Here is a 23,746-nt window from a genome sequence, read left to right on the forward strand (position 1 = left end):
ATGGCGTCGGTGCCGTTGCCGGTGGACGTGGTCCGGGAGCGCATAGCTGCGTGGGCGGGGCGGTTGTCGGTGGCTGCGGTCAACGGCCCCTCGTCGACGGTGGTGTCGGGTGACGCGGACGCGATTGCCGGTCTCCTCGAAGAACTGGCCGGTGAGGGTGTCCGGGCCCGTCGTGTCGAGGTGGATTACGCGTCGCACTGCTCGCATGTGGAGGAGATCCGCGAGCAGTTGCTCGCCGGTCTGAAGGACATCAGCCCGCGCTCGGGCTCGGTGCCGTTTCTCTCGACGGTGACGGGTGGCTGGCTGGACACGAAGAACCTGGACGCGGAGTACTGGTACCAAAACCTCCGTCGGACGGTCGAGTTCGGGAAGGCGACGGAGGTGCTGTTGGCCGATGGTATCCGGTTCTTCGTCGAGGCCGGCCCGCACCCTGTGCTGGGCGTTGCGGTGGGGGAGTCGGTCGAGGCGGCGGGTGTGGATGCTGCGGTGCTCGGGACGCTCCGGCGTGGAGAAGGCGGCCAGGAGCAGGTGTTGCGTGCGGTGGGCCGCGCCTGGGAGCGGGGGTTGGGGGTCGACTGGTCGGGGGCGTTTCCGGGGGCGCGGCGGGTCGAGTTGCCGACGTACGCCTTCCAGCGCAGCCGCTACTGGCCCGAGCCTCCGCTCACCACGGCGGCCGATGTGGGATCGGCCGGGCTCGACCCCGCCGACCACCCCCTCCTCGGAGCGGCCACCGAACTGGCCGACACGGGTGAACTGCTGCTCAGCGGCCGGTTGTCGCTGCGGACCCACCCTTGGCTCGCCGACCACGCCGTGGCCGGTACGGTCCTGCTGCCCGGCGCGGCCTTCGCGGAACTCGCCGTACGCGCGGCGGACGAGGCCGGATGCCACACGGTGGAGGAACTGACGCTCAAGGCACCCCTGTTGATACCCTGCGACACCGCAGTACGCCTGCAAGTGCGGGTCGGCGCCGCGGACGCGCACGGCAGCCGCTCCCTGGACCTGTTCTCCTGCCGTGAGGACGCGACGACCCCGCACTGGACCGCGCACGCGACCGGCGTGCTCATCGCCGACGCCACGACCCGTAAGCCACCGCCCGCACCGGACAACCCCGGATCCTGGCCCCCGCCCGGCGTCGTCCCGATCCCCGTCGACGACCTGTACGAGCGGTTCCAGGCCTCCGGCTACGGTTACGGACCCGCCTTCCGCGGACTCATCAGCGCCTGGCGCCGGGGCGACGAGATCTTCACCGAAGTACGCCTGCCCGAGGAGCAGCACCGGTCCGCCGCCGCCTTCGGTGTGCACCCCGCCCTCCTGGACGCCGCCCTCCAGGGACTGTTCCTGCGGGACCGGCCGGAGAGCGGACCGGGCCTGGACCGGCCCTCCGCCGGGCTGCCGTTCTCCTGGAGCGGAGTCACGCTGTACGCCTCCGAGGCCACCGCGCTCAGGGTACGGCTCGGCTTCCGGCCGGACGGGTCGGTGGCGATCGACGCGACCGACCCGTCCGGCCTCCCGGTCGCGTCGGTCGAGGCGCTCGCCGTCCGCCCGATCGATCTCGACGCCCTCCGCCCGGCCGGCGGCCCGGAATCCCTATACCGGGTGCAGTGGTCGGCGGCGCCCGACACCGCACCCCTCAGCCCCCTCGGCCCCTGGGCCGTCCTCGGCGGCCCGGCACCCCTCCCGGATGCGGACAGCCATCCGGACCTGGCCGCGCTCGGTGCCGCATCGGACGGGGGAGCGCCGTCGCCCGCCGCCGTGATGGCCTGGTGCGACACAGCCCCGCACCCTCTGTCCCCGCCCGACGCCGCATCCGTACACACCGCACTCGACGACGCCCTGCGGCTCGTCCAGGAGTGGCTGGCCGACCCGCGCTGGGACGACGGCACCCGGCTCGTCCTCGTCACCCGGGGCGCGGTCTCCACGGCGGCCGGGGAGGAGGTTACCGACCTCACCGGCGCAGCCGTCCGCGGCCTCGTCCGCTCCGCCCAGTCCGAGCACCCGGACCGCTTCCTGCTGATCGACACCGACGACCCGGCCGCCGTGACCGGCCTGCTGCCCCGGGCCCTGGCCGGAACCGAACCCCAACTGGCCATCCGCGCCGGGCAACTCCTCGCGCCCCGACTCACCAGGGCCACCATCACGACAGACCTGAATCCGGATCCGGAAACGAACCCTGCCGGTATTGCCGCTTCCGGCGGAACCGTCCTCGTCACCGGAGCGGGCGGCGCGCTGGGCGGTCTGGTGGCCCAGCACCTCGTGACCGCGCACGGCGTACGGAACCTGGTGCTCGTCGGCAGGCGCGGCGCGGACGCCCCGGGCCTGGCCGGCCTCGCCGCCGAACTGCGCGGACGTGGCGCCCGGGTGGACGTGGAGGCGTGCGACGTCGCCGACCGGGACACGCTCGCCGCCCTGCTCGCCCGTATCCCCGCCGACCGTCCGCTGAGCGCGGTCGTCCACGCGGCCGGTGTCCTGGACGACGGTACGGTCGAGTCGCTGACGCCTGCGCGGATGCGCCACGTACTGCGGCCCAAGGTCGACGCGGCTCTCCATCTGCACGCCCTCACCCGTGATCTGCCGCTGTCGGCCTTCGTCCTGTTCTCCTCCGCGTCCGCCACGGTCGGCAACGCCGGTCAGGGCAACTACGCGGCCGCCAACGCCTTCCTCGACGCGCTCGCCCAGCACCGCCGGGCCCTGAAGCTGCCCGCCCAGTCACTCGCCTGGGGTCTGTGGGAACGCCGTGGCACCATGACCGCCACGCTGACCGCCGCCGACCTGCGGCGCATGTCCCGGGGAGGCACCGCGGCCATCGGCAGCGAGGAAGGCCTGGCGCTGTTCGACGCGGCCCTCACCCTGGACGAACCGCTGCTCGTGCCGGTCAGGATCGACCTCGCCCGGCTCCGGGCGGCGGCCCGCACCGCACCCGTCCCGGCCCTCCTCTCGGCCCTGGTCCCCGGCATCGTACGCCGCCCGGCCTCCGGGGCTGACGCCGCCGAGGCCGACTCGCTGCGCCGCCGACTGACCGGCCTCCCCCCGGAGGAACGCCTCGCCACCCTGCTCGACCTGGTACTGAGCCGGGGCGCCGACATACTCGGCCACGGCGGAGCCGGGTCCATCGACCCGGGCCAGCCGTTCAAGGACCTCGGCTTCGACTCGCTCACCTCCGTCGAACTCCGCAACCGGCTCAGCGCCGCCACCGGCCGCCGGCTGCCCGCGACCCTGGTCTTCGACCACCCCACCCCCGCCGCCGTTGCCGCCTACCTCAGCACCCGCCTGGTACCCGACGGGCCGGGCGGAGCCGCCGCCACCGGGAAGGCGGCCGGGACGCCGGACCACGAGATCAGCTCCCTGCTCGCCACGATCCCGCCCGCCGCCCTGCGCCGGGCCGGTCTCCTCGACGCCCTCCTGGACCTCGCCGGCCGGCCGGCGGCACCGGCGGTCGACACCGGCACTCCCGCCGCCGACGACATCAAGGACATGGCCATCGACGAACTCGTCCGGATGGCCCTGGGCGGCGAACGTGCCTGACCGACAGCCGCAGAAGGAGAAGCCGAACCCCATGCCCGCCGACACGGATCAGGTGGTCGCAGCCCTGCGCGCCTCGCTGCTGGACAACCAGCGCCTGCGGGAGGAGAACCGACGGCTCCGCGACGACTGTGCCGAGCCCGTCGCTATCGTGGCGATGAGCTGCCGCTACCCCGGGGGTGTGCGCACCCCGGAGGACCTGTGGGAGCTGCTGCTCAAGGAACGCGACGCGGTCTCGCCGTTCCCCACCGACCGGGGCTGGGACGTCGAGGGCGGCTTCGACGCGGACGCCGACGCCCCCGGTACATTCTACGTCCGGGAAGGCGGCTTCCTCCACGATGCCACCGGCTTCGACCCCGGCTTCTTCGGCATCTCCCCGCGCGAGGCCCTGGCCATGGACCCGCAGCAGCGGCTGCTGCTGGAAGCGTCCTGGGAGGCGGTGGAGCGCGCGGGCATCGACCCGACGACCCTGCGCGGCAGCCGTACCGGCGTCTACACCGGAGTGATCTACGGGGAGTACGCGTCCCGCCTCGACCGCGTGCCCGACGAGGTGGAGGGCTTCCTCGGCACCGGCAGCATCCCGAGCGTCGCCTCGGGCCGGATCGCCTACACCCTGGGCCTGGAGGGCCCGGCTGTCACCCTGGACACCGCCTGCTCGTCCTCCCTGGTCGCCGTCCACCTCGCCTGCCAGGGGCTGCGCTCCGGCGACACAACCCTGGCCCTGGCCGGCGGAGTGACCGTGATGTCCACCCCTGGCCTGTACGTCGGATTCAGCCGCCAACGCGGCCTGGCACCCGACGGGCGCAGCAAGTCCTTCTCCTCCGCGGCGGACGGAGCCGGATTCGGGGAGGGCCTGGGCCTGCTCCTGCTGGAACGCCTCTCGGACGCCCGGCGCGCGGGCCACCCCGTCCTGGCCGTCATCCGGGGCTCGGCCGTCAACCAGGACGGCGCCAGCAACGGGCTGACCGCACCGAACGGGCCCGCGCAGCAGCGCGTGATCGGCCAGGCCCTCACGCGTGCCGGACTCGCCCCGTCGGAGGTGGACATGGTGGAGGCGCACGGCACCGGCACCGTGCTCGGCGACCCCATCGAGGCCCAGGCGCTGCTGGCCACGTACGGCCAGGACCGGCCCGCCGACCGCCCGCTGCGGCTGGGCTCGCTGAAGTCCAACCTCTCTCACACCCAGGCCGCCGCGGGCGTCGGCGGGGTGATCAAGTCGGTGCTAGCGATACGGCACGGAGTGATGCCGCGCACCCTGCACATCGACCGCCCCTCGCCCGGCGTCGACTGGACCGAGGGAGCCGTCTCCCTGCTCACCGAGGCCGCCCCCTGGCCGGAGACGGGACGGCCGCGCCGGGCCGGGGTGTCCTCCTTCGGCGCCAGCGGGACCAACGCCCACGTCATCCTGGAACAGGCCCCCGCAGTCCCGACGGCCGCCCCCGACAGGCCGGTTGACCCGCCCGAAGCGCCGGGACCGGTGCCCGTCGCCGTCCCCTGGGTACTGTCGGCGCGCACTCCGGACGCACTGCACGCCCAGGCGGCGGCGCTGCACGAGCGGGTGGTGGCGGAACCGGGGCTGAGCGTCGTGGACGTGGGCCATTCGCTGGCGGTGGGGCGTTCGCGGTTCGCGGAGCGTGCCGTGGTGGTGGGGGCAGACCGGGACGAACTGCTGGCCGGCGTCGCCGCCCTGTCGCGGGGCGCGGGCGCGGCGGGCCTGGTGTCCGGCGGCGGTCGGCTCCCGGGCCGTTCGGTGCTCGTGTTCCCGGGCCACGGCTCGCAGTGGGTGGGGATGGCCGCGGAGTTGCTGGGGGAGTCGGAGGTCTTCGCGGGACGGATGGCGGAGTGCGGGCGGGCGCTGGGGCCTTACGTCGACTGGTCGTTGACGGAGGCGCTGGGCTCGGAGCGGCTGTTGGCCCGGGTCGATGTGGTGCAGCCGGTGCTGTGGGCCGTGATGGTGTCGCTGGCGGAGCTGTGGCGGTCGTTCGGGGTCGTTCCGGACGCCGTCGTCGGCCACTCCCAGGGCGAGATCGCGGCCGCCTGCGTGGCGGGCGGTCTGAGCCTCGACGACGGGGCGCGCGTGGTGGCGCTGCGTTCCCGTGCGGTGGGGGAGCTGGCGGGCCGTGGCGGTATGGCGTCGATCCCGTTGCCGGTGGACGTGGTGCGTGAGCGCATCGCCCCATGGGCGGGCCGGTTGTCGGTGGCCGCCGTCAACGGCCCCTCTTCAACGGTGGTTTCGGGCGACGCGAACCCGGTCACAGCGCTGGTGGAGGAACTTCTCGAGGAAGGGGTGTGGGCGAGCCGTATCGAGGTCGACTACGCGTCGCACTCCTCGCACGTGGCGGAGATCCGTGAGCGCCTCCTGTCCGACCTGGACGGCGTCACCCCCCTGCGGGGCTCCGTGCCGTACTACTCCAGCGTCACCGGTGGCCTGCTGGAGACGGAGGCCCTGGACGCCGAGTACTGGTACCGCAACCTCCGGCAGACCGTCGAGTTCGAGCAGGCGACCCGATCGCTCCTCGCGGCCGGGCACCGCGTCCTCATCGAAGTCGGCCCCCAGCCCGCCCTGATGTACGGGATCGAGGACACGGCCGCCGACGCGGGCGCCCCGGAGACGCTGGTGCTCGACACCCTGCGGCGCGGCGCCGGAGGGCTCCGCCGGTTCCAGACCGCTCTCGCCGAGGCACACGTCCGGGGCCTGCGCGTCGAGTGGGAGCGGCTGTTCGCGGGAACCGGCGTCCAGCGGGTGGATCTGCCTACCTACGCCTTCCAGCGACGCCGCTACTGGCTCGACGCCCTCCCGTCCGGGCGGGACCCGGTGGCCGTCGGCCAGTCGGCTGTGGACCACCCGCTGCTCGGCGCCGAGGTCGAACTGCCCGACGACGCGGGCACCCTCTTCACCGGCCGGATCTCCCCGGCCACCCACCCCTGGCTCGCCGACCACGCCGTGGCCGGAGCCGTGATCGTGCCCGGTGCGGCCCTCGTGGAGTTGGCCGCGCACGTGGGCCGCCGCCTCGGCTGTGCTCTCGTGGAGGAACTGACCCTCGCCGCTCCGCTGCTGTTGCCCGGCGACGCCGCGGACGACCACGCCGTGCACCTGCGCGTACGGGTGGGGGCCGAGGACCCCATGGGGCGGCGCCCGGTGGAGTTCCACTCCCGGTCCGAGCCCGCTCCCGGCACCGAGGCCCCGCCCTGGACCCGGCACGCGACCGGCACGGTCGGCCCCCAGGAGCTCTCGGCCGACGGGAACGACACGGTCGCCGAACCGGTCGGCGCATGGCCACCGCCCGACGCCGTCCCGTTGGACGTGGACGAGCTGTACGGGCTCCTCGAAGCCCGGGGCGTCGGCTACGGTCCGGCGTTCCGGGGCCTGCGCGCCGCCTGGCGCACTCCGGACGCGATCCACGCCGAAGTGGCCCTGTCCGACGGCCTCTCCGGCACCGGGGCGGACGGGTTCGCCGTGCACCCGGCCCTCCTGGACGCGGCCCTCCAGACGGCCGGTCTGCGCGGAGACGCCGCAGCTGAGGAGCGCGCCGACGGCGTCCCCCTGCCGTTCTCCTGGCAGCGCGTCGTGATCGAGCCCTCCGACGCACCGGTCCTGCGCGTCCGGCTGCGCCCCGACGGCCCCGACACCGTTGCCGCGCGGATCACCGACCCCTCGGGGCGTACCGTGGCGACGGTCGGCGCGCTTACCCTGCGTACGGCCTCCACCGCCGCACTGCGGGCGTCCTCCGGCTCCGTCTTCCACGTCAGCTGGACGCCGGTCACCGCCCGGCCCGGCCCGCGCCCGGTCACCCGCTGGGGCCTCCTCGGCCGTCGGGACGAGCGGCTGCTGCCGACCGGATTCCCTGCCGAACCCCTGTCCGCGACAGCCGACGCGATGATGCTGGTCTGCCCGCCGTCCGTCGGAACAGGCACCGGGAGTGCGACCGGTGAGCCGGGGGACGCCTCCGGCCGGGACGCGGACCTCGAGGCGGTGCACACGGTCGTGTCCGGGGTCCTGAACCGCCTCCAGGCCCATCTGGCCGACGACAGCACCGCCCGAACGCCCCTGGTGGTCCTCACCCGGGGGGCGACCGGCCCGCTCGGCGCGCGGCCGGCGGACCTCGGCGCGGCGGCCGTCCGGGGCATGCTCGGCGCCGCTCAGCTCGAACACCCCGACCGGTTCGTGCTGCTGGACATCGACGGTCCGGACCCGGACGGCTTTGGCGAGGCGCTCGCCGACCTCCTCGCCACGGGCGAACCCCAGGCGGCCCTGCGCGGCGGTGTCCTGTATGCGCCCCGGCTGGTCCGGCCACCGGCTCCCACCGCCACCGCCTCCGCGGAGGCGGCCCGGCCCGACGGCCCGTTCGGGCCGTCCGAGGGGACCGTACTGCTGAGCGGCGGCGGTGCTCTCGCCGCCGTCCTGGCACGCCATCTCGTCACCGCGTACGGAGTACGCCACCTCCTCGTGCTGAGCCGTCGTGGCGCCGACGCCCCTGGGATGCCGGAACTGACGGCGGAGCTGGCCGAGGCGGGAGCCGAAATATCCTCCGTGCGCTGTGATGTGACGAATCGTCGGGCACTGGCCGTCGCACTGGCGGCTATCCCCGAATGCCATCCGCTGTGCGCCGTGGTCCACACCGCCGGAGTGCTCGACGACGGTCTGCTGGACAGGCTGACGGGGGAGCGGGTGACCGCTGTCCTGCGGCCCAAGCTTGACGCCGCGCACCACCTCGACCGGCTGACGCGCGGGGCGGACCTCTCGGCGTTCGTCGTCTTCTCCTCCGCCGCGGGTGTGCTGGGCAGCCCCGGCCAGGCGTCCTACTCGGCCGGCAACGCCGCGCTCGACGCCCTCGTCGCGGAACGCCGGAGGCTCGGTCTCCCCGGCCTGTCCCTGGCCTGGGGGCCCTGGGAGCGGGTCAGCGGGATGACGGCGGAGCTCGGCGGCGCCGACCGGCGGCGCATCGACCGGCGCGGCGCCCGCGGCCTCTCCGACGAGGCGGCCATGGCCTTGCTGGACACGGTGTGTGCCGCCGACGCCGCCCCGCCGGAGGACGGGAGCCCTGTCGTCCTGGCCCACCTCGACCTCACCGCGCGCGGCGACGGCCCGGTGCACCCGATGCTGCGCTCCCTGGTGCGGCGCGGCCCGGCCGCGACGACCGGGGCGAAGGGGACGCCGAGTGCCGCGGCGGCGCTGCGCCACCGGCTCGACACCGCCGCCGACGCACCGGAACGCGAACTGATCCTGCGTGAACTCGTCCTCGCCCAGGCCGCCGAAGTCCTCGGCCACACCGACTCCGGGGCACTGTCCGCGACGGCGCCCTTCCTCTCCGTCGGATTCGACTCGCTGACTGCGGTCGAGCTGCGCAACCGGCTGGCCGCCCTCACCGGACTGCGGTTACGGCCCTCCGCCGTCTTCGACAGCGCCACCCCCGCCGCGCTCGCGGCACGCCTCGCCACCGAGGCCCGTACCGAAGACACCCCCCGGCCCGCAACCGCACCCGGCGCCGCCGCGCCCAGCCCCGCCCCAGCCGACACCGACACCGACGACCCGGTGAGCGTGCTGTTCCGCCGTGCCTGCGCGCTCGGCCGGATCGACGAGGGCATCGCCCTGCTCAAGAACGCCTCCGCCCTCCGGCCCGCCTTCCACAGCGGCGGCGACCTCGCGGCCGCCGGTACCGGCCCCCGGCTGCTGCGCCTGAACGAGCGCGCCGACGCCCCCGTGCTCGTCTGCTTCGGCTCCGTCGTCGCCCTCGGCGGCGCCCACCAGTACGCCCGCTTCGCCGCCCGCTTCCGGGACCGTTACGCCGTCGCCGCCCTGGACGCCCCCGGGTTCACCCCCGAGGAGGAACTGCCCGCCGACATGGCTGCCCTGCTGGACTTCCACGCGACGACCCTGCTCCGGGAACTGCCCGGACGGACCCTCGTCCTGGCCGGCTCCTCCTCCGGCGGCACGCTCGCCCACGGAGTGGCGGCCGCGCTGGAACAGCGCGGCGAGGGCCCGGCGGCCGTGGTGCTGCTGGACACCTACCTCTCCGACAACCGGGGCATCACCCAGTTCAACGACGTCCTGCTGGGCGGCATGTTCGCCCGCGAGGACCGGGCGGCCCCGATGGACGGAACCCGGCTGACCGCGATGGGCGGCTACTTCCGTCTGCTCGACGACTGGACCCCACCGGCGGTCCGCGCCCCGCTGCTGCTGGTCCGCGCCTCCACCCCGCTCGGCCGCCCGTCCGCCGAAGCCGGTGACTGGCGCTCGTCCTGGGCCGGTGCCGACACCGTCCTCGATGTTCCCGGAGACCACTTCTCGATCATGGAAGAGCATGTCGCGACCACCGGCGACGCCGTCGCCGACTGGCTCGGCCCCACCCTCCGCACCCCCGACGACCTGTGAAGACGAAGGAGAACTCGTTGACCGCGGCCCCGTACGACGACCCGCCCCCGCGCCCCGCCCTCACCGTCCTGGGAGCCGGGGTGATGGGCGTCGGCATCACCGTCCTCGCCCTCGGACACGGCCTGCCGGTCCACCTGGTCGACATCGACCGGGACCTGCTCGACCGGGCCGGGGAACTGATCGACGGTGAACTCCGGCTGGCCGAGCTGATGGGCGCCCTACCCGCCGGGACAGCCCCCGGCACCCTGGCCACCGGAACCTCGCTCAAGGCCGTCGGCGGCTCCACCGCCGTCATCGAGGCGGTCACCGAGAACGCCGCCGTCAAGGCCGCCGTCCTGTCCGAGGTCTGCGGACTGGTCCGGCCCGGAACCCTGCTGATCACCAACACCTCCTCCATCCCCGTCGATGAACTGGCCGGGGCCCTGGAACGGCCGGAGGAACTGGTCGGCACCCACTTCATGAACCCGCCTTACCTGATCACCACCGCCGAGGTGGTCCGCGGTCCCCGGACCGGTGACTCCGCGATGGCCGCCGTGGCGGCCCTGCTCACGGCGGTACGGCGGCGCGCCGTCGTCGTCCGGGACGCCCCCGGCTTCGTCACCAGCCGCGTCCTGCACCCGATGATCAACGACGCGGCCCGGGTCGTGGAGGAGGGCACGGCGACCGCCGAGGACGTCGATGCCCTGATGCAGGGCTGCCTGGGACACCCCACCGGCCCGCTGCGCACGGCAGACCTGATCGGCATCGACAACCTCGTCGACTCCCTCACCGTGCTCCACGAACGCACCGGCGACGACGGCTGCCGTCCCACCGGACTACTGCTCCGGCTGGTCCGCGAGGGGCGGCTGGGCCGCAAATCCGGGCACGGCTTCTACGACTACACCTGATCACCCCCACGAGGAGACGGCCATGACCACAGCGAACACGCCCGACACCCACGACCTGGAGAAGGAACTGCTGGAATTCCTGGAGGAACGCACCGGAACAGCCTGGGACGCCGAGACCGACCTGTTCGACGTCGGCGGCTTGTCATCCCTGTTCGCCATGCAGGTGGTGGTGCACCTGGAGAAGACCTACGCCATCGCCATCCGCGGGGCGGACCTGCGGCTGGACAACTTCCGTACCGTACGGCGGATGGCGGAGCTGGTGGACCGGCTCCGGGTACCCGCCGTCGGAGGCCGGCATGGGTGAGGACCTGAGCGGTGCCATGACCTCGCTCACCCTGAGGGTCGGAAACCTGGCGGGGGAGTGGGACCGCACCGGCCTCATCCCGCCGGAGCTGCTGCGCGACCTGGGAGCCGAGGCACGGCTGTGCGCCGAAGTCCCGGAGCAGTACGGCGGCTGGGGGCTCAGCAGCCTGCACAGCGGCGTGTACACCGCCCACGCAGGCAGCCTGTGCAGCTCGCTGCGGAGCGTGATGACCTCCCAGGGCATGGCGGCGTGGACCATCCAGCGCCTGGGCACCGCCGAGCAGTCGGCGGGCCTCCTGCCCCGGCTGACCGGTGGCGCGCTGGCGGCGGTCGGCTTCAGCGAGCCGGGCGCGGGCAGCGACCTCGCGGCGATGACGACGACCGTCCGCCGCGACGGTGACACAGTCGTCGTCGACGGACACAAGAAGTGGGTGACCGCCGCCCACTACGCCGACCTCCTGGTCGTCGTCGGCCGCCACGAGGACGGTGCGGTGGCCGTCGTGGTGCCCACCGGCACACCCGGAGTCAGGATCGAACGGATCACCGACCCGCTCGGCTGCCGCGCGGCCGGGCACGCGGACGTCCACCTCGACGGGGTGCGACTGCCGGCCGACAGCGTCCTGGGCGGCCACGGGCTGCCGACAGCGCTCCTGGTGACGACCGCGCTGGCCTACGGGCGGATGTCCGTCGCCTGGGGGTGCGTGGGTATCCTGCGGGCCTGCCTGGCAGCGGCCACCGCGCACGCCGCCGGACGGGAGCAGTTCGGCAGACCGCTCGCCGAACACCAGCTCGTCGCCGGGCACATCGCCGACCTCTACACGGCCGAGCAGGTGGCCACGCGGGTCTGCGAGTACGCCGGCCGCTGCTGGGACGAAGGCTCCCCGGACCAGGTGGTGGCGACCGTACTGGCCAAACACGTCAGCGCGACCCAGGCCGCGCGGGGCGCGGCGACGGCCGTCCAGGTACTGGCCTCGGCCGGCTCCCGGGACGGGCACACGGTGGCCCGTGCGTACCGGGACGCCAAGCTGATGGAGATCATCGAGGGCAGCAACGAACTGTGCCGGCTGATGCTGGCCCAGCACGCCCTCTCCGCTCCGGGGGCACCGTGAGCGGCCCCGCGTCCGACGCGACGAGGAAGGACGACATGGCCGCGACCGTCAAGTGCCTGGTCTGGGACCTGGACGACACCCTCTGGCAGGGCACCCTGCTGGAGGACGGCGAGGTGCACCTGCCGGACGAGGTGCGCAAGGTGGTGATCGAACTCGACTCCCGCGGCATCCTCCAGTCCGTCGCCAGCCGCAACGACCACGACCACGCCTGGGCCCGGCTGGAGGCGTTCGGCGTGGCCGAGTACTTCGTCCTGCCGGCGATCGGGTGGGGCGCCAAGTCCGACGCGGTGCGCCGGATCGCGGACCGGCTGAACTTCGCGCTCACGACCATCGCCTTCGTCGACGACCGGCCCGCCGAACGGGCCGAAGTGGCCTTCCACCTGCCCGACGTACGGTGCTACCCGGCCGACCGGGTCCTGGCCCTCCCCGACCTCGCCGAATTCACCCCCGCGACCAGCACCGTCGACTCCCGGCGCCGCCGCGAGATGTACCAGGCGGGCTTCCGCCGCGAGGCCGAGCGGGCGGCCGCACCTGGCCCCGACGAGGAGTTCCTGCGCTCCCTGGACCTGCGGATGCGCATCGGCCGGGCCACCGGTGAGGAGCTGTCCCGGGTCGAGGAACTCACCCTGCGCACCAGCCAGATGAACGCGACCGGGGTCCACTACCCGGACGCGGTGCTGCGCGGCCTGATCACCGACCCCCGGCACGAGGTCCTGGTGGTCACCCTCACCGACCGGTTCGGCCCGCACGGCGCGGTCGGGGTCTTGCTGCTGGAGCGGCACCCGGGCCTGTGGCACCTCAAGCTGCTCGCCACCTCCTGCCGGGTCGTCGCCTACGGGGCCGGCGCCACCCTGCTGAACTGGCTAGCCGACGCCGCCGCCCGGTCCGGGGTCCACCTGGCGGCGGACTTCCGGGCGACCGAACGCAACCGGATGATGGAGATCGCCTACCGGTTCGCCGGCCTCGAGGGCCTGGCCGAAGCCCCATGCCCGTGCGCCACCGTTCTCGTACCGGCCGGGGAGGACACCGGACTGGAGCGCCTGCACCTGGCCCCCGGCCCGCGCGTGGTGTCCACCGTCATGGACGTGGAGGCACCCGACCTGAACACGCCGGAAGGGGGCCCGGGAGCACCGTGACCGCAGCGGCGGCCGGTGCTCCCGGGCTCCGGCCCGCCGCTCTCAGCGCTTACGGACGAGGGTGATCCCGTCGGCCATCACCAGCAAGGACAGCTCCACCCGGGGGTCCGCGTGCAGCACCAGGTTCAGGGCCCGAACCCCGGCGGTCTCCGGGTCCACGGCGGCCGGGTCCGCCACCCGGCCGAAGAAGAGGGTGTTGTCGACCACGATCAGGCCCCCGGCGCGCAGCAGCGAGAGCGACGCCTCGTAGTAGCGGAGGTAGTTGGCCTTGTCCGCGTCGATGAACACCAGGTCGAAGCTCTCCGGCCCGCGCTCGGCCAGCAGCGCGTCCAGGGTCGCGGAGGCATCACCGATCCGCAGGTCGATCTGTGCGTCGACCCCGTCCCGCTTCCAGAAGTCGGCGCCGATGGCCGGCCACCGGTCGTCGATGTCGCAGGACACCAGCAGACCGCCGACCGGGAGCGCGCGGGCCATGCACAGGGTGCTGTAGCCGGTGTAGGTGCCGATCTCCAGCACCGTCCGGGCTCCGGTCAACCCGACCAGCAGGGACAGTAGTTGGCCCTCCTCCGCCATCACCTGCAGGGCGCTCCCGCCCGGTAGCTCCGCGGTGGCCTCCCGCAGCTCCCTGAGGAGATCGTCGTCACGGAGGGAGACCTCGCGGACGTAGGCGAGCAAGTCGTGGGTGGCTGCTGTCTGGTCGGCCATGGTGCGGGGGTCCTCTCGAGGGAGATCGGGGTGCAGGAGATCAGGGCGAAGGGCATCGGGTCGCGAAGGACCCGGTCGGAAAGGATCGGAGCGATGGCCGGGGCAGGGGCGTCGGTGCGGTCACCCGGCACGCATGTACGAGCTGCCGTGCCGCCGTACGTCGCCCGCCTGCTCGCGGGCGTACGCCCGAAGGAGCGTGTCCAGCCGGTAGAGGCCCCCCGCGGGCGGACCCAGCAGATTCGCCACGATCAGGGAGTCCAGGGCCTCCTCGGCCTGCGCCTCCGAGCAGCCGAACATCACCGCGACCTCGCCGCCGGAGACCGAGGGAGCCCCGGCGGTCCCCAGCGCGGCCAGCACCTCGGCGGCGTCGATTCCGCCCGGTGCCGCCCGTCGGAGCCCGGCCACCTCGGCGTCCAGGCAGGGCCGGACACCGACATCGCCCGCGCACAGTTCGTCCAGCGGCCGGGAGGCCTCCGTGAGCCGCCGGGCCAGGTGCCCGATGCTCCAGTGCGGGTGCTCCAGCAGCCGGGTCCCCGCGATCCGGATCGCCAGCGGCAGGCCCGCGCAGACCGTCACCACCGTACGGGCCGCCCGCGGTTCGCCGCCGGCCCTGGCCGTGCCGATGATGCTGCCCAGCAGCTCCAGCGACCCGGCCTCGTCCAGTGGGCCGAGCAGAAGGGTGTGCGCACCCTCCAGATCGGCCAGCCGCCGCCGGCTGGTCACCAGCAGCCTGCTGCCCCCGCTGCCCGGGATCAGCGGCCGCACCTGCGCGGAGCCGGAGGCGTTGTCGAGCACCACCAGCAGACGGCGGCCCGCGGTGAGCGAGCGGTAGAGGCTCTCCCGCTCCGACTCCTCCCCGGGGAGCTCGTGCCGGGGCACACCGAGGTCTGCCAGGAACCGGGGCAGCACCTCCCGGGCGGTCAGCGGCCGCTCCGCCCCGCCCAGATCGGCGTAGAGCTGGCCGTGTACGGAGGTGCCGCGCATGGTGTGCGCCGCGTGCAGGGCCAGGGCGCTCTTGCCGACACCGCCCCGGCCGGTCACCACCGCCGTCGCCACCATGCCTGCGGGCATCGTGCCGGTCGTGAGGAAGTGCCGTACCCGCGCCAGCGCGTCGGAGCGGGCCGACAGCGGCGGCGGCACCGAGGGAAGCTGCGCCGGATCGGGCCGGCGGGACCTCTCCCGGACCCTGGCAGCGGCCGGTGCGGCGGCTGTCTCCGGGGCCGCGGCGGGCCGCTCCTGAGGGCCGGGCGTACGGGGCCGGTCGTGGGCCGAGAGGATGTGCCGGTGGACCTCGCGCAGATCCGCGCTCGGCTCGGCCCCGAGCTGTTCGACGAGCAGCACCCGGGTGCGCCGGTAGAGGTCCAGGGCCTCCGACTGCCGTCCCGAGCGGAAGAGCGCCAGCATCAACTTGCCCACCAGGGCCTCCTGTAAGGGATGCTCCCGCACCAGCCGTACCAGCTCCGGCACGATCTCGGCGTGCCGCAGCAGCGCCAGCTCCGCGTCGAACCGCAGCTCCATGGTCTGCAGCCGAAGCTCCTGGAGGTAGCGGCCCTCCACATCGCGCAGCGTCCGTGACGGGATGTCCGCCAGCGGCTCCTCGCGCCACAGGGCGAGTGCCTCGGCCAGCTCGGCAGAGGAGCCCTCCAGGTCTCCGCGCTCGGCCAGCTCCGCCGCGAGTCTGCGGTGGGCGGTGAACTGGCCGAGATCGCTCTCGTGCTCCCCGAGTTCGAGGAGGTAGCCGGGCGCCCGGGTGAGGATGCGGGCGGAGGCGTGCTCGCCCAGCGACTGCCGCAGGCGCATCACGTAGGTGCGCACGGTCGCGGCGGCACTCGGAGGCGGTGCGCCGTCCCAAACGTACTCGGTGATGCGGTCGACCGAGATCACCCGGTTGGCGTTGAGGAGGAGCGCTGCCATGACCACGCGCTGCCTCGGCGCCGACACGTGCACCTCACGCCCGTTCAGCCGGACGGAAAGTGGGCCCAGCAACAGGAAGTTCAAGGGGGAGTCCTCTTCGTCGCTCGACCGGTGGGCAAGACAGCTTCCAGCGTCTTAGGCGACCATGTGGGGGTCAACGCGCTCCTGTCGTGTCTAGATGTATTCCTAGAGCGAGCATCTTGCGCTCGTGCCGGGTTTACGCTGCTCGGCACCCTCGTGGCGGCGCCGCGTCCCAGCTCCGGGGCGGCCGGAGGCTGTGGGTCGTACGGGAGAGCGGCGGGTCGGCCGTCACGTGTCCGCCCGGCCCCGTCGCCGCGGAGCCGGAGCCGAGTGAATCCCCTGGATTGACCCGGACCGCAACTTTCTCGCCATTTACCGGAGAATCAGAGGTAATTGAACGCGGACCTGCGTGGCCGGATATGCTCAGATGCATACTTGCTGACATTCCGAGGGGCATGGCAGGCTGTCATATGCGGTGCCCTGAATCGCCGATCACCGCCGCTCGGCGCTCCCTGCAATAGCGTGTACTGGCCGACCCACCGGTGCAGAGGATGTGCCATGCGATCACCGAGCACCGCTCGCCGGCCCCGTGCGGAAAATTCGAGAAAGGATTGAAAGGCCGACATGACCTCGCTTTCCTTGGACAGTGACCTGTGGTGCCGTCGCTTCCATCCCTCGCCGACGGCCACGCGCCGACTGGTCTGCTTTCCGCACGCCGGTGGCTCGGCCAGTTTCTACTTCCCGGTGTCCGCGGCGCTGCGCGGACCGGTCGACCTCCTGGCCGTGCAATACCCCGGCAGGCAGGACCGCCGGGAGGAGCCCGCCGTCCAGGACCTGCACCGCATGGCCGACGACGTGGCCGAAGCGCTGCGCCGCTGGGGCGACCTCCCCCTGACGCTCTTCGGACACAGCATGGGCGCGCTCGTCGCCTTCGAGGTGGCCCGGAGGATCGAGCGCGCGGGCGGCCGGATCGACCACCTCTTCGTCTCCGGCCGCAAGGGGCCGTCCGTCGACGGGCCCGAGCTCTCCCACCCGCTCGACGACGAGGGCATCGTGGCGGAGGTCAGGGCCATGAGCGGCACCGACGCCCGGCTTCTGGAGGACGAGGAACTGCTGCGGATGGTGCTGCCCGCGCTGCGCGGCGACTACCGCGCCCTGGGCGCGTACCGGGCCGACCGCGACGCCGCGGTCACCTGCCCGGTCACCGCCGTGGTGGGGGACCAGGACCCATGGACACCGGTCCCCGAGGCCGCGCACTGGCGCGACCGCACGACGGCCGCGTTCGACCTCAGGGTCTTCCCCGGCGGGCATTTCTACCTCAGCAGCGGGGCGGACGAGGTGACCGCCATGCTCCGTGACCACCTCACCGGCACGCTGCGCACCTGAGACAACGGACGACAGAGAAGGGGGACCGGGGAGTGACACCGTCAGCGACCTCTGAAGAGATCAAGCCCGCACCGCGGCCGCCGAGGTCCGAGCCCGTCGGCGACGCCCGTCCGGCGGGCGGAGGCCCGTCCGCCGGCACGGGCGTCCGGCGGCTGACCGCCGTGGACGTCCGCATCCTGGAAGGTGTCGCGGTCGGCACCCCGACCGTCCGGCTGGCGGCATCGCTCTATCTGAGCCGACAGGGCGTCGAGTACCGCATCGGGTTGATGATGCGTCATTTTCAGGCCACCAACCGGGCCGCTCTGATTTCCCGGGCGCACTCGCTCGGTGTGCTGAGCGTCGGGGCCTGGCCGCCCCGTGTCCTCCCGGAATTTCTTGAACCCTAGAAGAAAGATTCAAAGACCTCCGGAGAAAGGGTCGGAAAGATCCATTCCGAAGGTGGGAAACGCACTCCGCCGGTATGCTGCCGGAGATTTTGTCAGAGCCGGATATCGTCTCGATATCGCGCCGCGGGACAGATCACCGACGGGGCCAGCGCCGGATTCTGCACCATGGGACTGGCAGGTACACGTCCGCTGTATTGCGCCTGGGCCGCACCACTGCCCCTCCATTCACACCAATCCACGGGAGCTGTCATGAGTCTGGGGTACCTGTTCGGCGGTGGCGTCGGAACCGAGCCGCGGGGCCTGGAGCTCTACCGGACCTACGAGACGGTGCAGAGCTGGTACGAACAAGTCTCCGCATGGACCGGGCTGACGGTCGGACAGATCCTGGAGGAGGACCTCCCGACCGCCCAGGAAGAGCGCCAGAGCGTCGGCACCGTCCGCGAAGCCGCCCTCGCGATCGGCGTACACGACGTACTCGCCTCGTTCGGCCTGCGCCCCGCGGCCATCGGCGGACTCAGCCTCGGTGCGATGACCGCCAGCTGTCTCGCCGGGGCGCTGGGGCGGCGGGAACTGTTCGACATGCTGGCCGGTTCCCGCGACGCCCCGGAACCGCCCGCCGGAGACCCGCGGCAGGGGATAGCCATCGCCTTCGGCCCCCTCGCCGAGGGCGCCCCCTCCCACCCGGGCGAGAGCGTCCCCGGCATCCATCTGGCGGGCGACTTCGGACCCACGGCCGACGGCACCCGGCGCATCATGATGCTCGCCGGTCACGCCGAAGCACTCGGCGCGCTCGCTGCCGAGGCCCCACCGGGAACGGTCGTGCCCCTCCCCGGGCGCACCATCGCCGTCCACACCCCGCTGCGTCGGCCCTACCGCGACTTCATGGCCCCGCGCATCGACGCGATCCCCTTCGCCGATCCCGAACTCCCCTTGCTGTCCTGCCTGGAGCCCAAGGTCCTTCGCACCGCGGCCGACGTCAGGGATCTCTTCCAGCGCAACTCCACGAACCCGATCAGCCTGGTCGACGTCTACAGCGGGATGAAGCAGCAGGGCGTACGGCTCGGTCTGGTGATGGGCCCCTCGATCCCCGAGGGCATCCTCGCGTTCCCCTTCCCCGTGGTCCACATCGAGCGGCCCGAGCACGTTGAGCAGGCCCTGACCACCGCCTACGACCTCGGCATTGACCTCTCCGGCGTCCCGGGCCTGTCGTGACCGCCGCCCCCCGCGCCGACCCCGACGCCTGGATCGCACGATGGCTGGACACTGACCTCGACGAATGGACCCGCACCGTGGTCCGACGGCACTTCGACCCGGTGTCCGGCAGCCCCTACTGGCTCGGTCAGGCCCCCCGGCTGGACTTCGACCCCCGCGACATCACCCGCTACGACCAGCTCGGAGCCTTCGGCCCGTTCCCGCTCGACCGGCTGCGCCACGAGGACCCCGCCGACCTCGTCCCGTTGTCCGTGCCCAGGCCGCTGGCCGGACGGGTCTGGGACAGCGGAGGCACCACCGGCACCCCCTGCCGGGCTTTCTACACCGCCGACATGCTGCTGCACCGGGCGAGCTGGCGCCGCTGGTCCTTCGTACGGGAAGGGTTCGCTCCCGGTCGCGCCTGGCTGCAGGCCACCCCCACCGGGCCGCACCTGATCGGCAACGGCGTCCGGGAGGTGTCGGAACTCCACGCGGGCCAGGTGTACGCCGTGGACATGGACCCCCGCTGGGTCAAGCGCCTCATCCGGGCGGGGCGCCTGGCCGAGGTCGACGACTACACCACCCACCTGATGGAGCAGATCACCGATGTCCTCGTTCAGGGCCGGGTCCACTATCTCAACACCACCCCGGCCCTCCTCCAGGCCCTCTGCCGACACCGGCCTGAACTGGTGGCGTCCCTGGACGGCGTACGCCTGAGCGGTACCCAGATCAGCGCCGACATGTACCGGACCTTCACCACCGCCTTGCGGGGCGGGATCTGCGGACTGACCTACGGCAACACCTTCGGCAATGCGGCCTGCCTGGACATCGAGCAGGACGGCGAACTGATCAGCTACGTCCCGAACTATCCACAGGTCACCATGGCAGTGGTCGACAGGAACGACCTCTCGACCCCGGTAGCCCCGGGCACGGTCGGCCGGGTCCGTCTCACAGTCCTCCACGAGGACCTCTTCCTCCCCAACATCCTGGAACGCGACCAGGCCCTCCGCCACCCGACCGACCACTGGCCCACCGACGGCGTCGCCAACATCCGCCCTCTCCAGATCACCAACTCCTCGCCCGAGGGCCTCTACTGACGCGGCACCCCGGGCTGTCGGCGGGTCCTCCCGGGGCGAGGCCCCCCGGCCAGGTCCATGTACTGCAACGGTCGCTACCGTGAGGGTTTTCCCATCTCACGCTGTCGCGTGGTGAAGGACGAGAACGGCCTGCACCACGTCGGTGATCCGGTTCGTGCTGCAGCGGAGCTTCCGTAGCGATCACCAGCCCTTCAGGGTAGCCATGGCCTGCTCGCCGAGGCAGCGGATCTTGGCGTGCGTGCTGTTGTGTCGGCGCTGCCACCGCTTGAGGCGACGGCCGCGGAAGGGCACCCGGACCGGGCAGCCGGCACCTTGGTATGCCTTGATGCTCCTTTAGAAGTCAAGTCGACGGAGTGGTGCTGCCGTTGTGGGTGCGGGTGAGCGCGTGGTAGACCTCGCGGGCTATGAAGCGTTTGAGGCAACGGATGATGTCCTTCTTGGAGAGTCCCTGCTGGGTGCGGCGCGCAACGTAGGCGCGAGTGCGGGGGCAGTAGCGCATCCGCACTACCGCGATCATGTGGAGGGCGCGGTTGGCCTGGCGGTCTCCGCCTCGGCTGAGTCGATGTCGGTCGGTGCGTCCGGAGGAAGCCGGAACTGGAGCGGTGCCGCATAGAGCGGCGAACGCGGATTCCGTGCGCAGCCGTTCGGGGTTGTCGCCGGCCGTGACCAGGAGCTGACCGGCGGTCTCTGTACCCACGCCAAATAGTGCGACGAGCTCAGGACCGGCGGACGTGGTGAGCATTGTCAGGCGTTCGGTGACCTCGTCGATCTCCTCGGTGAGCATGCGGATGCGGCGTGCCAGTTGCCGCAGTGCGTAGCGGGCGGCCTCCGTGGGACAGGTGAGGTCAGCTCCTGGCCGCAGCCGAAGGCAGCGGTTGACCAGGGTGGTGCGGGTGAGCCCGGTGAGCGACGCGCGCAGAGGCTCGGGAGCGGTTACCCGCAGGCCGATGAGTTGGTTGCTCGCCTGGGTTCTGGCCTTGATCGCGGACGCGCGGGCCACACGCAGCTGGCGAAGGGCTTCCACCGTGCCGGTGTGGGCCTTGGGGATGGCCGTGGCTCGTCCTGAGGCTGCTGCGCGGGCATAGGCATCGATCGGGTCGGATTTGCCGCGGGTGTGTCGGGTGCCCCGGTCGGGGGCGTTGACCTCGACCACCGTCAGGTCGGCCGCGCTCAGCACCGTCGTCAGTCCGGCGCCGTAGGAGCCGGTGCACTCCACACCCACCACTTGTACGTGGCCGAACGTGATGAGCCACATCAACAGGGCGCGGTATCCCTGGGTGGTCGTGGGAAACTCTCGGTCGCCGAGTGGACGTCCCAGCGGGTCCACCACGGCGGCATGGTGGGTGTCGGTGTGGGTGTCGACTCCGGCGAAGACTTCCTTCTCGGGCTGCTGGTTGATCATGTGAAAGCTGCTGCCTTCTCATCGTGCTGACAGGGCAACACGGGCCGGTCGGGGCAGGCGGACACGACAGTGACGGGTCTTCTTGCACAAGCACCTATGAAGTCACGATGCCCCTGGCCGGCCACGCGCGATGGCGTCACCGACAGGCCGACGGATCAAGGCAAGGACACGAGGTTCCGGTCAGTCAGCCCAAGGGACGGATCTGTCGGTGACGCCATGAACCATCATCACTGTCCGCCCAGCACTTGAGTTCGGCAGCGGCGAGAGCTTCGACGATCCCGTGAGTGCGGGCCGCAGTCAGGTCGTGGGTGGAGCCGGGCAGCGCGGGCGAAGCCCACAGCAGGCGGCCGAACGGGTCGGTGACAACCTGGACGTTCATGCCGTGACGTTTGTGTTTGCCGGAGTAGTACGGGGTGTCGGCGGCGATTCGGTCGATCGGCAGCAGGGGGGTGCCGTCGAGGATCACAAAGGCCGGGCGGCTCGCGGTCCGCATGACCTGGACCAGGCTTGGAGCGAGCGTGGCCAGGACTTCTATCGCCTCGCGGACATAGCGGTAGACCGTCGCGACCCCGATGCCGAACCCGGCGGCAAGCTGGGCGTAGGTGTCACCGCAGCGCAGATGCGCCAGAACCAGGAGGGCCTGGAGGCCCGGCGTGATGCGCCGCCACCGCATGCCGATCTCACGACGGCGCGCAGCCAGGTGCCCGGCGAGGTGGCGCAGATGGCCACTGGACAAATCGATCGCCGATGAGTTGTCAAGCACGCGAAGCTCCTGGTCGGCACGGATGATCTTGGTCGTGAACCCGTCTACCGGGAGCTTCACCGCTTCGCGTAACCCGCCAACCACCCGCCCACACCGTCAGGTTGGAAAGGGCTCACTGTCGTGAAGGACTCCCGCTCCGGCACTGGGTGCCCGATCAGCCAACGCGGAAAACAGAGCCGTCCGCCGAGGAAGTCGCCTTCCGGACCAGCGGAGCCTGCTTCGAGCTACGCGTTCGTGGAGCCTCGGCCCCGCCCGCTGGAAGTGACGCCTCGCCCTGGCCCGTCCTCACGGGGTCTCAAGCGGGCTGCTTCTCCACGACCACATCGATCAGCTCGATCGTGGGTTCCTCGAAGAACTCACCCGTCTTCTCACTGAGCGCCTGCGCGACCGTGCCCGACAGGTGTGCTTGGCGCCCGTCGTCGTCGGGAAAGGCATCGAAGAGCCCGAACGACGAGGGTCCGAACTGGATTCCGAACCACCTCACCGTTCCGAGCTCCCCCTCAACGATTGACAGCCCCTGATTCAGGAGTCGCGGACGTCGTCCTCCCTGCCGGGGAGAGCCTGAAGCCGTACCAGGACCGCTTTGCTGACCTGCGTAGCCATTGGGGGTCTCCTTCACTTCCATTTGTCCGGTTCGCGTAGTCGCAACGTTTGAGCCACCGGCGTCGACTCAGGGAGCCGTCCGCAATGACGTCATCGCCATCTCGGTCATGGCTGGTCCCCTCCCCTCCGGGACCCTTACCGAGATGTTGGATTGCACCCCAAGGAACTCCTGGACCCCTCGACCCTCACCCGGTGCCCTCCCACCTGCAAACGCAGCCCACAGGCGAAACATCTGATTCATGGACCAACTGCGATTTGTGGTGGAAATAGGTTGCTCTCATGACCTCTCCGACTCCGAACGGGACCTGAACACGTTCCGCTGGAGCTCAGGGTCGGGACGACGCCCAGGCATGACGCCGACGAACCGCCCGCGTGGACGGCACACCCACCATGTGCCGTCGCCATGGCATGAATGGCCTGACTGACATGAGGATGTCGGCCGACCGCGGCCGCCTGCTTCGTCGGGGGACTGAGGCGTCCGGATGACTGGAGGGAACTCAACGGGTCCGAACCGTAGGGACGTTCCGCCCCGGGGCAGCCCTCCGGGATGTGAACGACGCCATCGCCGCCCTTCGCCGCGGCGTTCTGGCACGTCGCCGCCACACGAGTAGGCTTCCTGATGCAATTCTCGGCTCGGGCAACAGGAAGCCCGCCATCGATCCAGCGGTTCGACCGCCGCCTAAGAGGACGTCTCACGTGGTGACTTTCGCAAGTCTTTTGTAGCAGGTCAGGGCTGCGGCGAGGCCGAGGAAGGCAAGGAAGTGGCTGCCCTTTCGTTCGTACCGGACGGTGAGTCGGCGGTAGCCGAAGAGCCAGGAGATCGACCGCTCGATCTTCCAGCGGTGCCGACCGAGCTGCTCGCCGGACTCGATACCGGGACGGGCGATCCGCGCGATGAGGTTCCGGCTGCGGAGCCAGCGGAGGTGCTCCGCGGAGTAGTACGCCTTGTCC

15 protein-coding genes and 2 pseudogenes are annotated in these 23,746 nt (G+C 72.0%); 10 read left to right on the top strand and 7 right to left on the bottom strand.

All coding sequences use genetic code 11. The features are described 5' to 3' along the window. The 6 genes from D581_RS0135845 to D581_RS0135870 all read left to right on the top strand — a co-directional run. The coding region (locus D581_RS0135845) for an SDR family NAD(P)-dependent oxidoreductase (protein WP_051114695.1) at window positions 1–3,522 on the top strand (3,522 nt) is incomplete at its 5' end. Window positions 3,523–3,553: 31 nt separating this feature from the next. Beyond that, entirely contained in the window at window positions 3,554–9,892 is a 6,339-nt protein-coding gene (locus D581_RS0135850; RefSeq protein WP_018961920.1) for a type I polyketide synthase, read from the top strand. 17 nt (window positions 9,893–9,909) lie between these two features. Then, on the top strand, window positions 9,910–10,779 hold the full coding sequence (locus tag D581_RS0135855) for a 3-hydroxyacyl-CoA dehydrogenase family protein (RefSeq protein WP_026291215.1): 870 nt from the start codon (window positions 9,910–9,912) through the stop codon (window positions 10,777–10,779). Between the two features lie 22 nt (window positions 10,780–10,801). Further along, window positions 10,802–11,083: an acyl carrier protein gene (locus D581_RS0135860; protein WP_018961922.1), complete on the top strand. Its 282-nt coding sequence runs from the start codon at window positions 10,802–10,804 to the stop codon at window positions 11,081–11,083. Beyond that, entirely contained in the window at window positions 11,076–12,191 is a 1,116-nt protein-coding gene (locus tag D581_RS0135865) for an acyl-CoA dehydrogenase family protein (protein WP_018961923.1), read from the top strand. The genes D581_RS0135860 and D581_RS0135865 overlap by 8 nt, the downstream gene beginning before the upstream one ends. A gap of 35 nt (window positions 12,192–12,226) precedes the next feature. After that, window positions 12,227–13,327: an HAD-IIIC family phosphatase gene (locus tag D581_RS0135870; protein ID WP_018961924.1), complete on the top strand. Its 1,101-nt coding sequence runs from the start codon at window positions 12,227–12,229 to the stop codon at window positions 13,325–13,327. A 42-nt stretch (window positions 13,328–13,369) separates the two neighbouring features. Here D581_RS0135870 and D581_RS0135875 read toward each other — a convergent pair whose 3' ends face one another. Both D581_RS0135875 and D581_RS0135880 read right to left on the bottom strand, forming a co-directional pair. After that, window positions 13,370–14,032 carry a class I SAM-dependent methyltransferase gene (locus tag D581_RS0135875; RefSeq protein ID WP_018961925.1) on the bottom strand — a complete coding sequence of 221 codons (663 nt, stop codon included), beginning with the start codon at window positions 14,030–14,032 and terminating at the stop codon, window positions 13,370–13,372. A gap of 120 nt (window positions 14,033–14,152) precedes the next feature. Continuing rightward, the gene (locus D581_RS0135880; protein ID WP_486585922.1) at window positions 14,153–15,979 is read right to left on the bottom strand and encodes an AfsR/SARP family transcriptional regulator; all 1,827 of its coding nucleotides are present in this window, start codon (window positions 15,977–15,979) and stop codon (window positions 14,153–14,155) included. Window positions 15,980–16,591: 612 nt separating this feature from the next. Here D581_RS0135880 and D581_RS0135885 point away from each other — a divergent pair. From D581_RS0135885 to D581_RS0135900, 4 genes are all read left to right on the top strand, one after another. Further along, window positions 16,592–17,353, top strand: a complete 762-nt coding sequence (locus D581_RS0135885) for a thioesterase II family protein (RefSeq protein WP_018961927.1) — start codon at window positions 16,592–16,594, stop codon at window positions 17,351–17,353. Between the two features lie 161 nt (window positions 17,354–17,514). Continuing rightward, entirely contained in the window at window positions 17,515–17,739 is a 225-nt protein-coding gene (locus D581_RS1000000142470) for a LuxR C-terminal-related transcriptional regulator (RefSeq protein WP_229866114.1), read from the top strand. Between the two features lie 249 nt (window positions 17,740–17,988). After that, the gene (locus D581_RS0135895) at window positions 17,989–18,951 is read left to right on the top strand and encodes a malonyl transferase (RefSeq protein WP_018961929.1); all 963 of its coding nucleotides are present in this window, start codon (window positions 17,989–17,991) and stop codon (window positions 18,949–18,951) included. Continuing rightward, on the top strand, window positions 18,948–20,027 hold the full coding sequence (locus tag D581_RS0135900) for an arylcarboxylate reductase component (RefSeq protein ID WP_018961930.1): 1,080 nt from the start codon (window positions 18,948–18,950) through the stop codon (window positions 20,025–20,027). The genes D581_RS0135895 and D581_RS0135900 overlap by 4 nt, the downstream gene beginning before the upstream one ends. 96 nt (window positions 20,028–20,123) lie before the next feature. On the opposite strand, the pseudogene D581_RS1000000142475 reads toward D581_RS0135900, so the two are convergent. From D581_RS1000000142475 to D581_RS0135920, 5 genes and pseudogenes are all read right to left on the bottom strand, one after another. Further along, window positions 20,124–20,351 (bottom strand): annotated as a pseudogene (locus D581_RS1000000142475) (transposase family protein); the annotation flags it as partial. A gap of 16 nt (window positions 20,352–20,367) precedes the next feature. Further along, window positions 20,368–21,429: an IS110 family RNA-guided transposase gene (locus D581_RS0135905; RefSeq protein ID WP_018961931.1), complete on the bottom strand. Its 1,062-nt coding sequence runs from the start codon at window positions 21,427–21,429 to the stop codon at window positions 20,368–20,370. A gap of 232 nt (window positions 21,430–21,661) precedes the next feature. Beyond that, window positions 21,662–22,192: pseudogene (locus D581_RS0135910) on the bottom strand (transposase family protein); the annotation flags it as partial. Window positions 22,193–22,487: 295 nt separating this feature from the next. Further along, window positions 22,488–22,676, bottom strand: coding sequence for a hypothetical protein (locus D581_RS1000000142480; protein ID WP_486585921.1), 189 nt, complete (start codon window positions 22,674–22,676; stop codon window positions 22,488–22,490). A gap of 811 nt (window positions 22,677–23,487) precedes the next feature. After that, a partial coding sequence (locus D581_RS0135920) for a transposase (RefSeq protein WP_018961918.1) occupies window positions 23,488–23,746 on the bottom strand: 259 nt, incomplete at its 5' end.

Source organism: Streptomyces sp. CNB091, from assembly GCF_000377965.1.

Bases quoted from the DNA above. Each gene is read 5' to 3' on its own strand.
- D581_RS0135850 (WP_018961920.1), top strand. From the start codon at position 3,554: ATGCCCGCCGACACGGATCAGGTGGTCGCAGCCCTGCGCGCCTCGCTG.
- D581_RS0135860 (WP_018961922.1), top strand. From the start codon at position 10,802: ATGACCACAGCGAACACGCCCGACACCCACGACCTGGAGAAGGAACTG.
- D581_RS0135865 (WP_018961923.1), top strand. From the start codon at position 11,076: ATGGGTGAGGACCTGAGCGGTGCCATGACCTCGCTCACCCTGAGGGTC.
- D581_RS0135870 (WP_018961924.1), top strand. From the start codon at position 12,227: ATGGCCGCGACCGTCAAGTGCCTGGTCTGGGACCTGGACGACACCCTC.
- D581_RS0135875 (WP_018961925.1), bottom strand. From the start codon at position 14,032: ATGGCCGACCAGACAGCAGCCACCCACGACTTGCTCGCCTACGTCCGC.
- D581_RS0135885 (WP_018961927.1), top strand. From the start codon at position 16,592: ATGACCTCGCTTTCCTTGGACAGTGACCTGTGGTGCCGTCGCTTCCAT.
- D581_RS0135895 (WP_018961929.1), top strand. From the start codon at position 17,989: ATGAGTCTGGGGTACCTGTTCGGCGGTGGCGTCGGAACCGAGCCGCGG.
- D581_RS0135905 (WP_018961931.1), bottom strand. From the start codon at position 21,429: ATGATCAACCAGCAGCCCGAGAAGGAAGTCTTCGCCGGAGTCGACACC.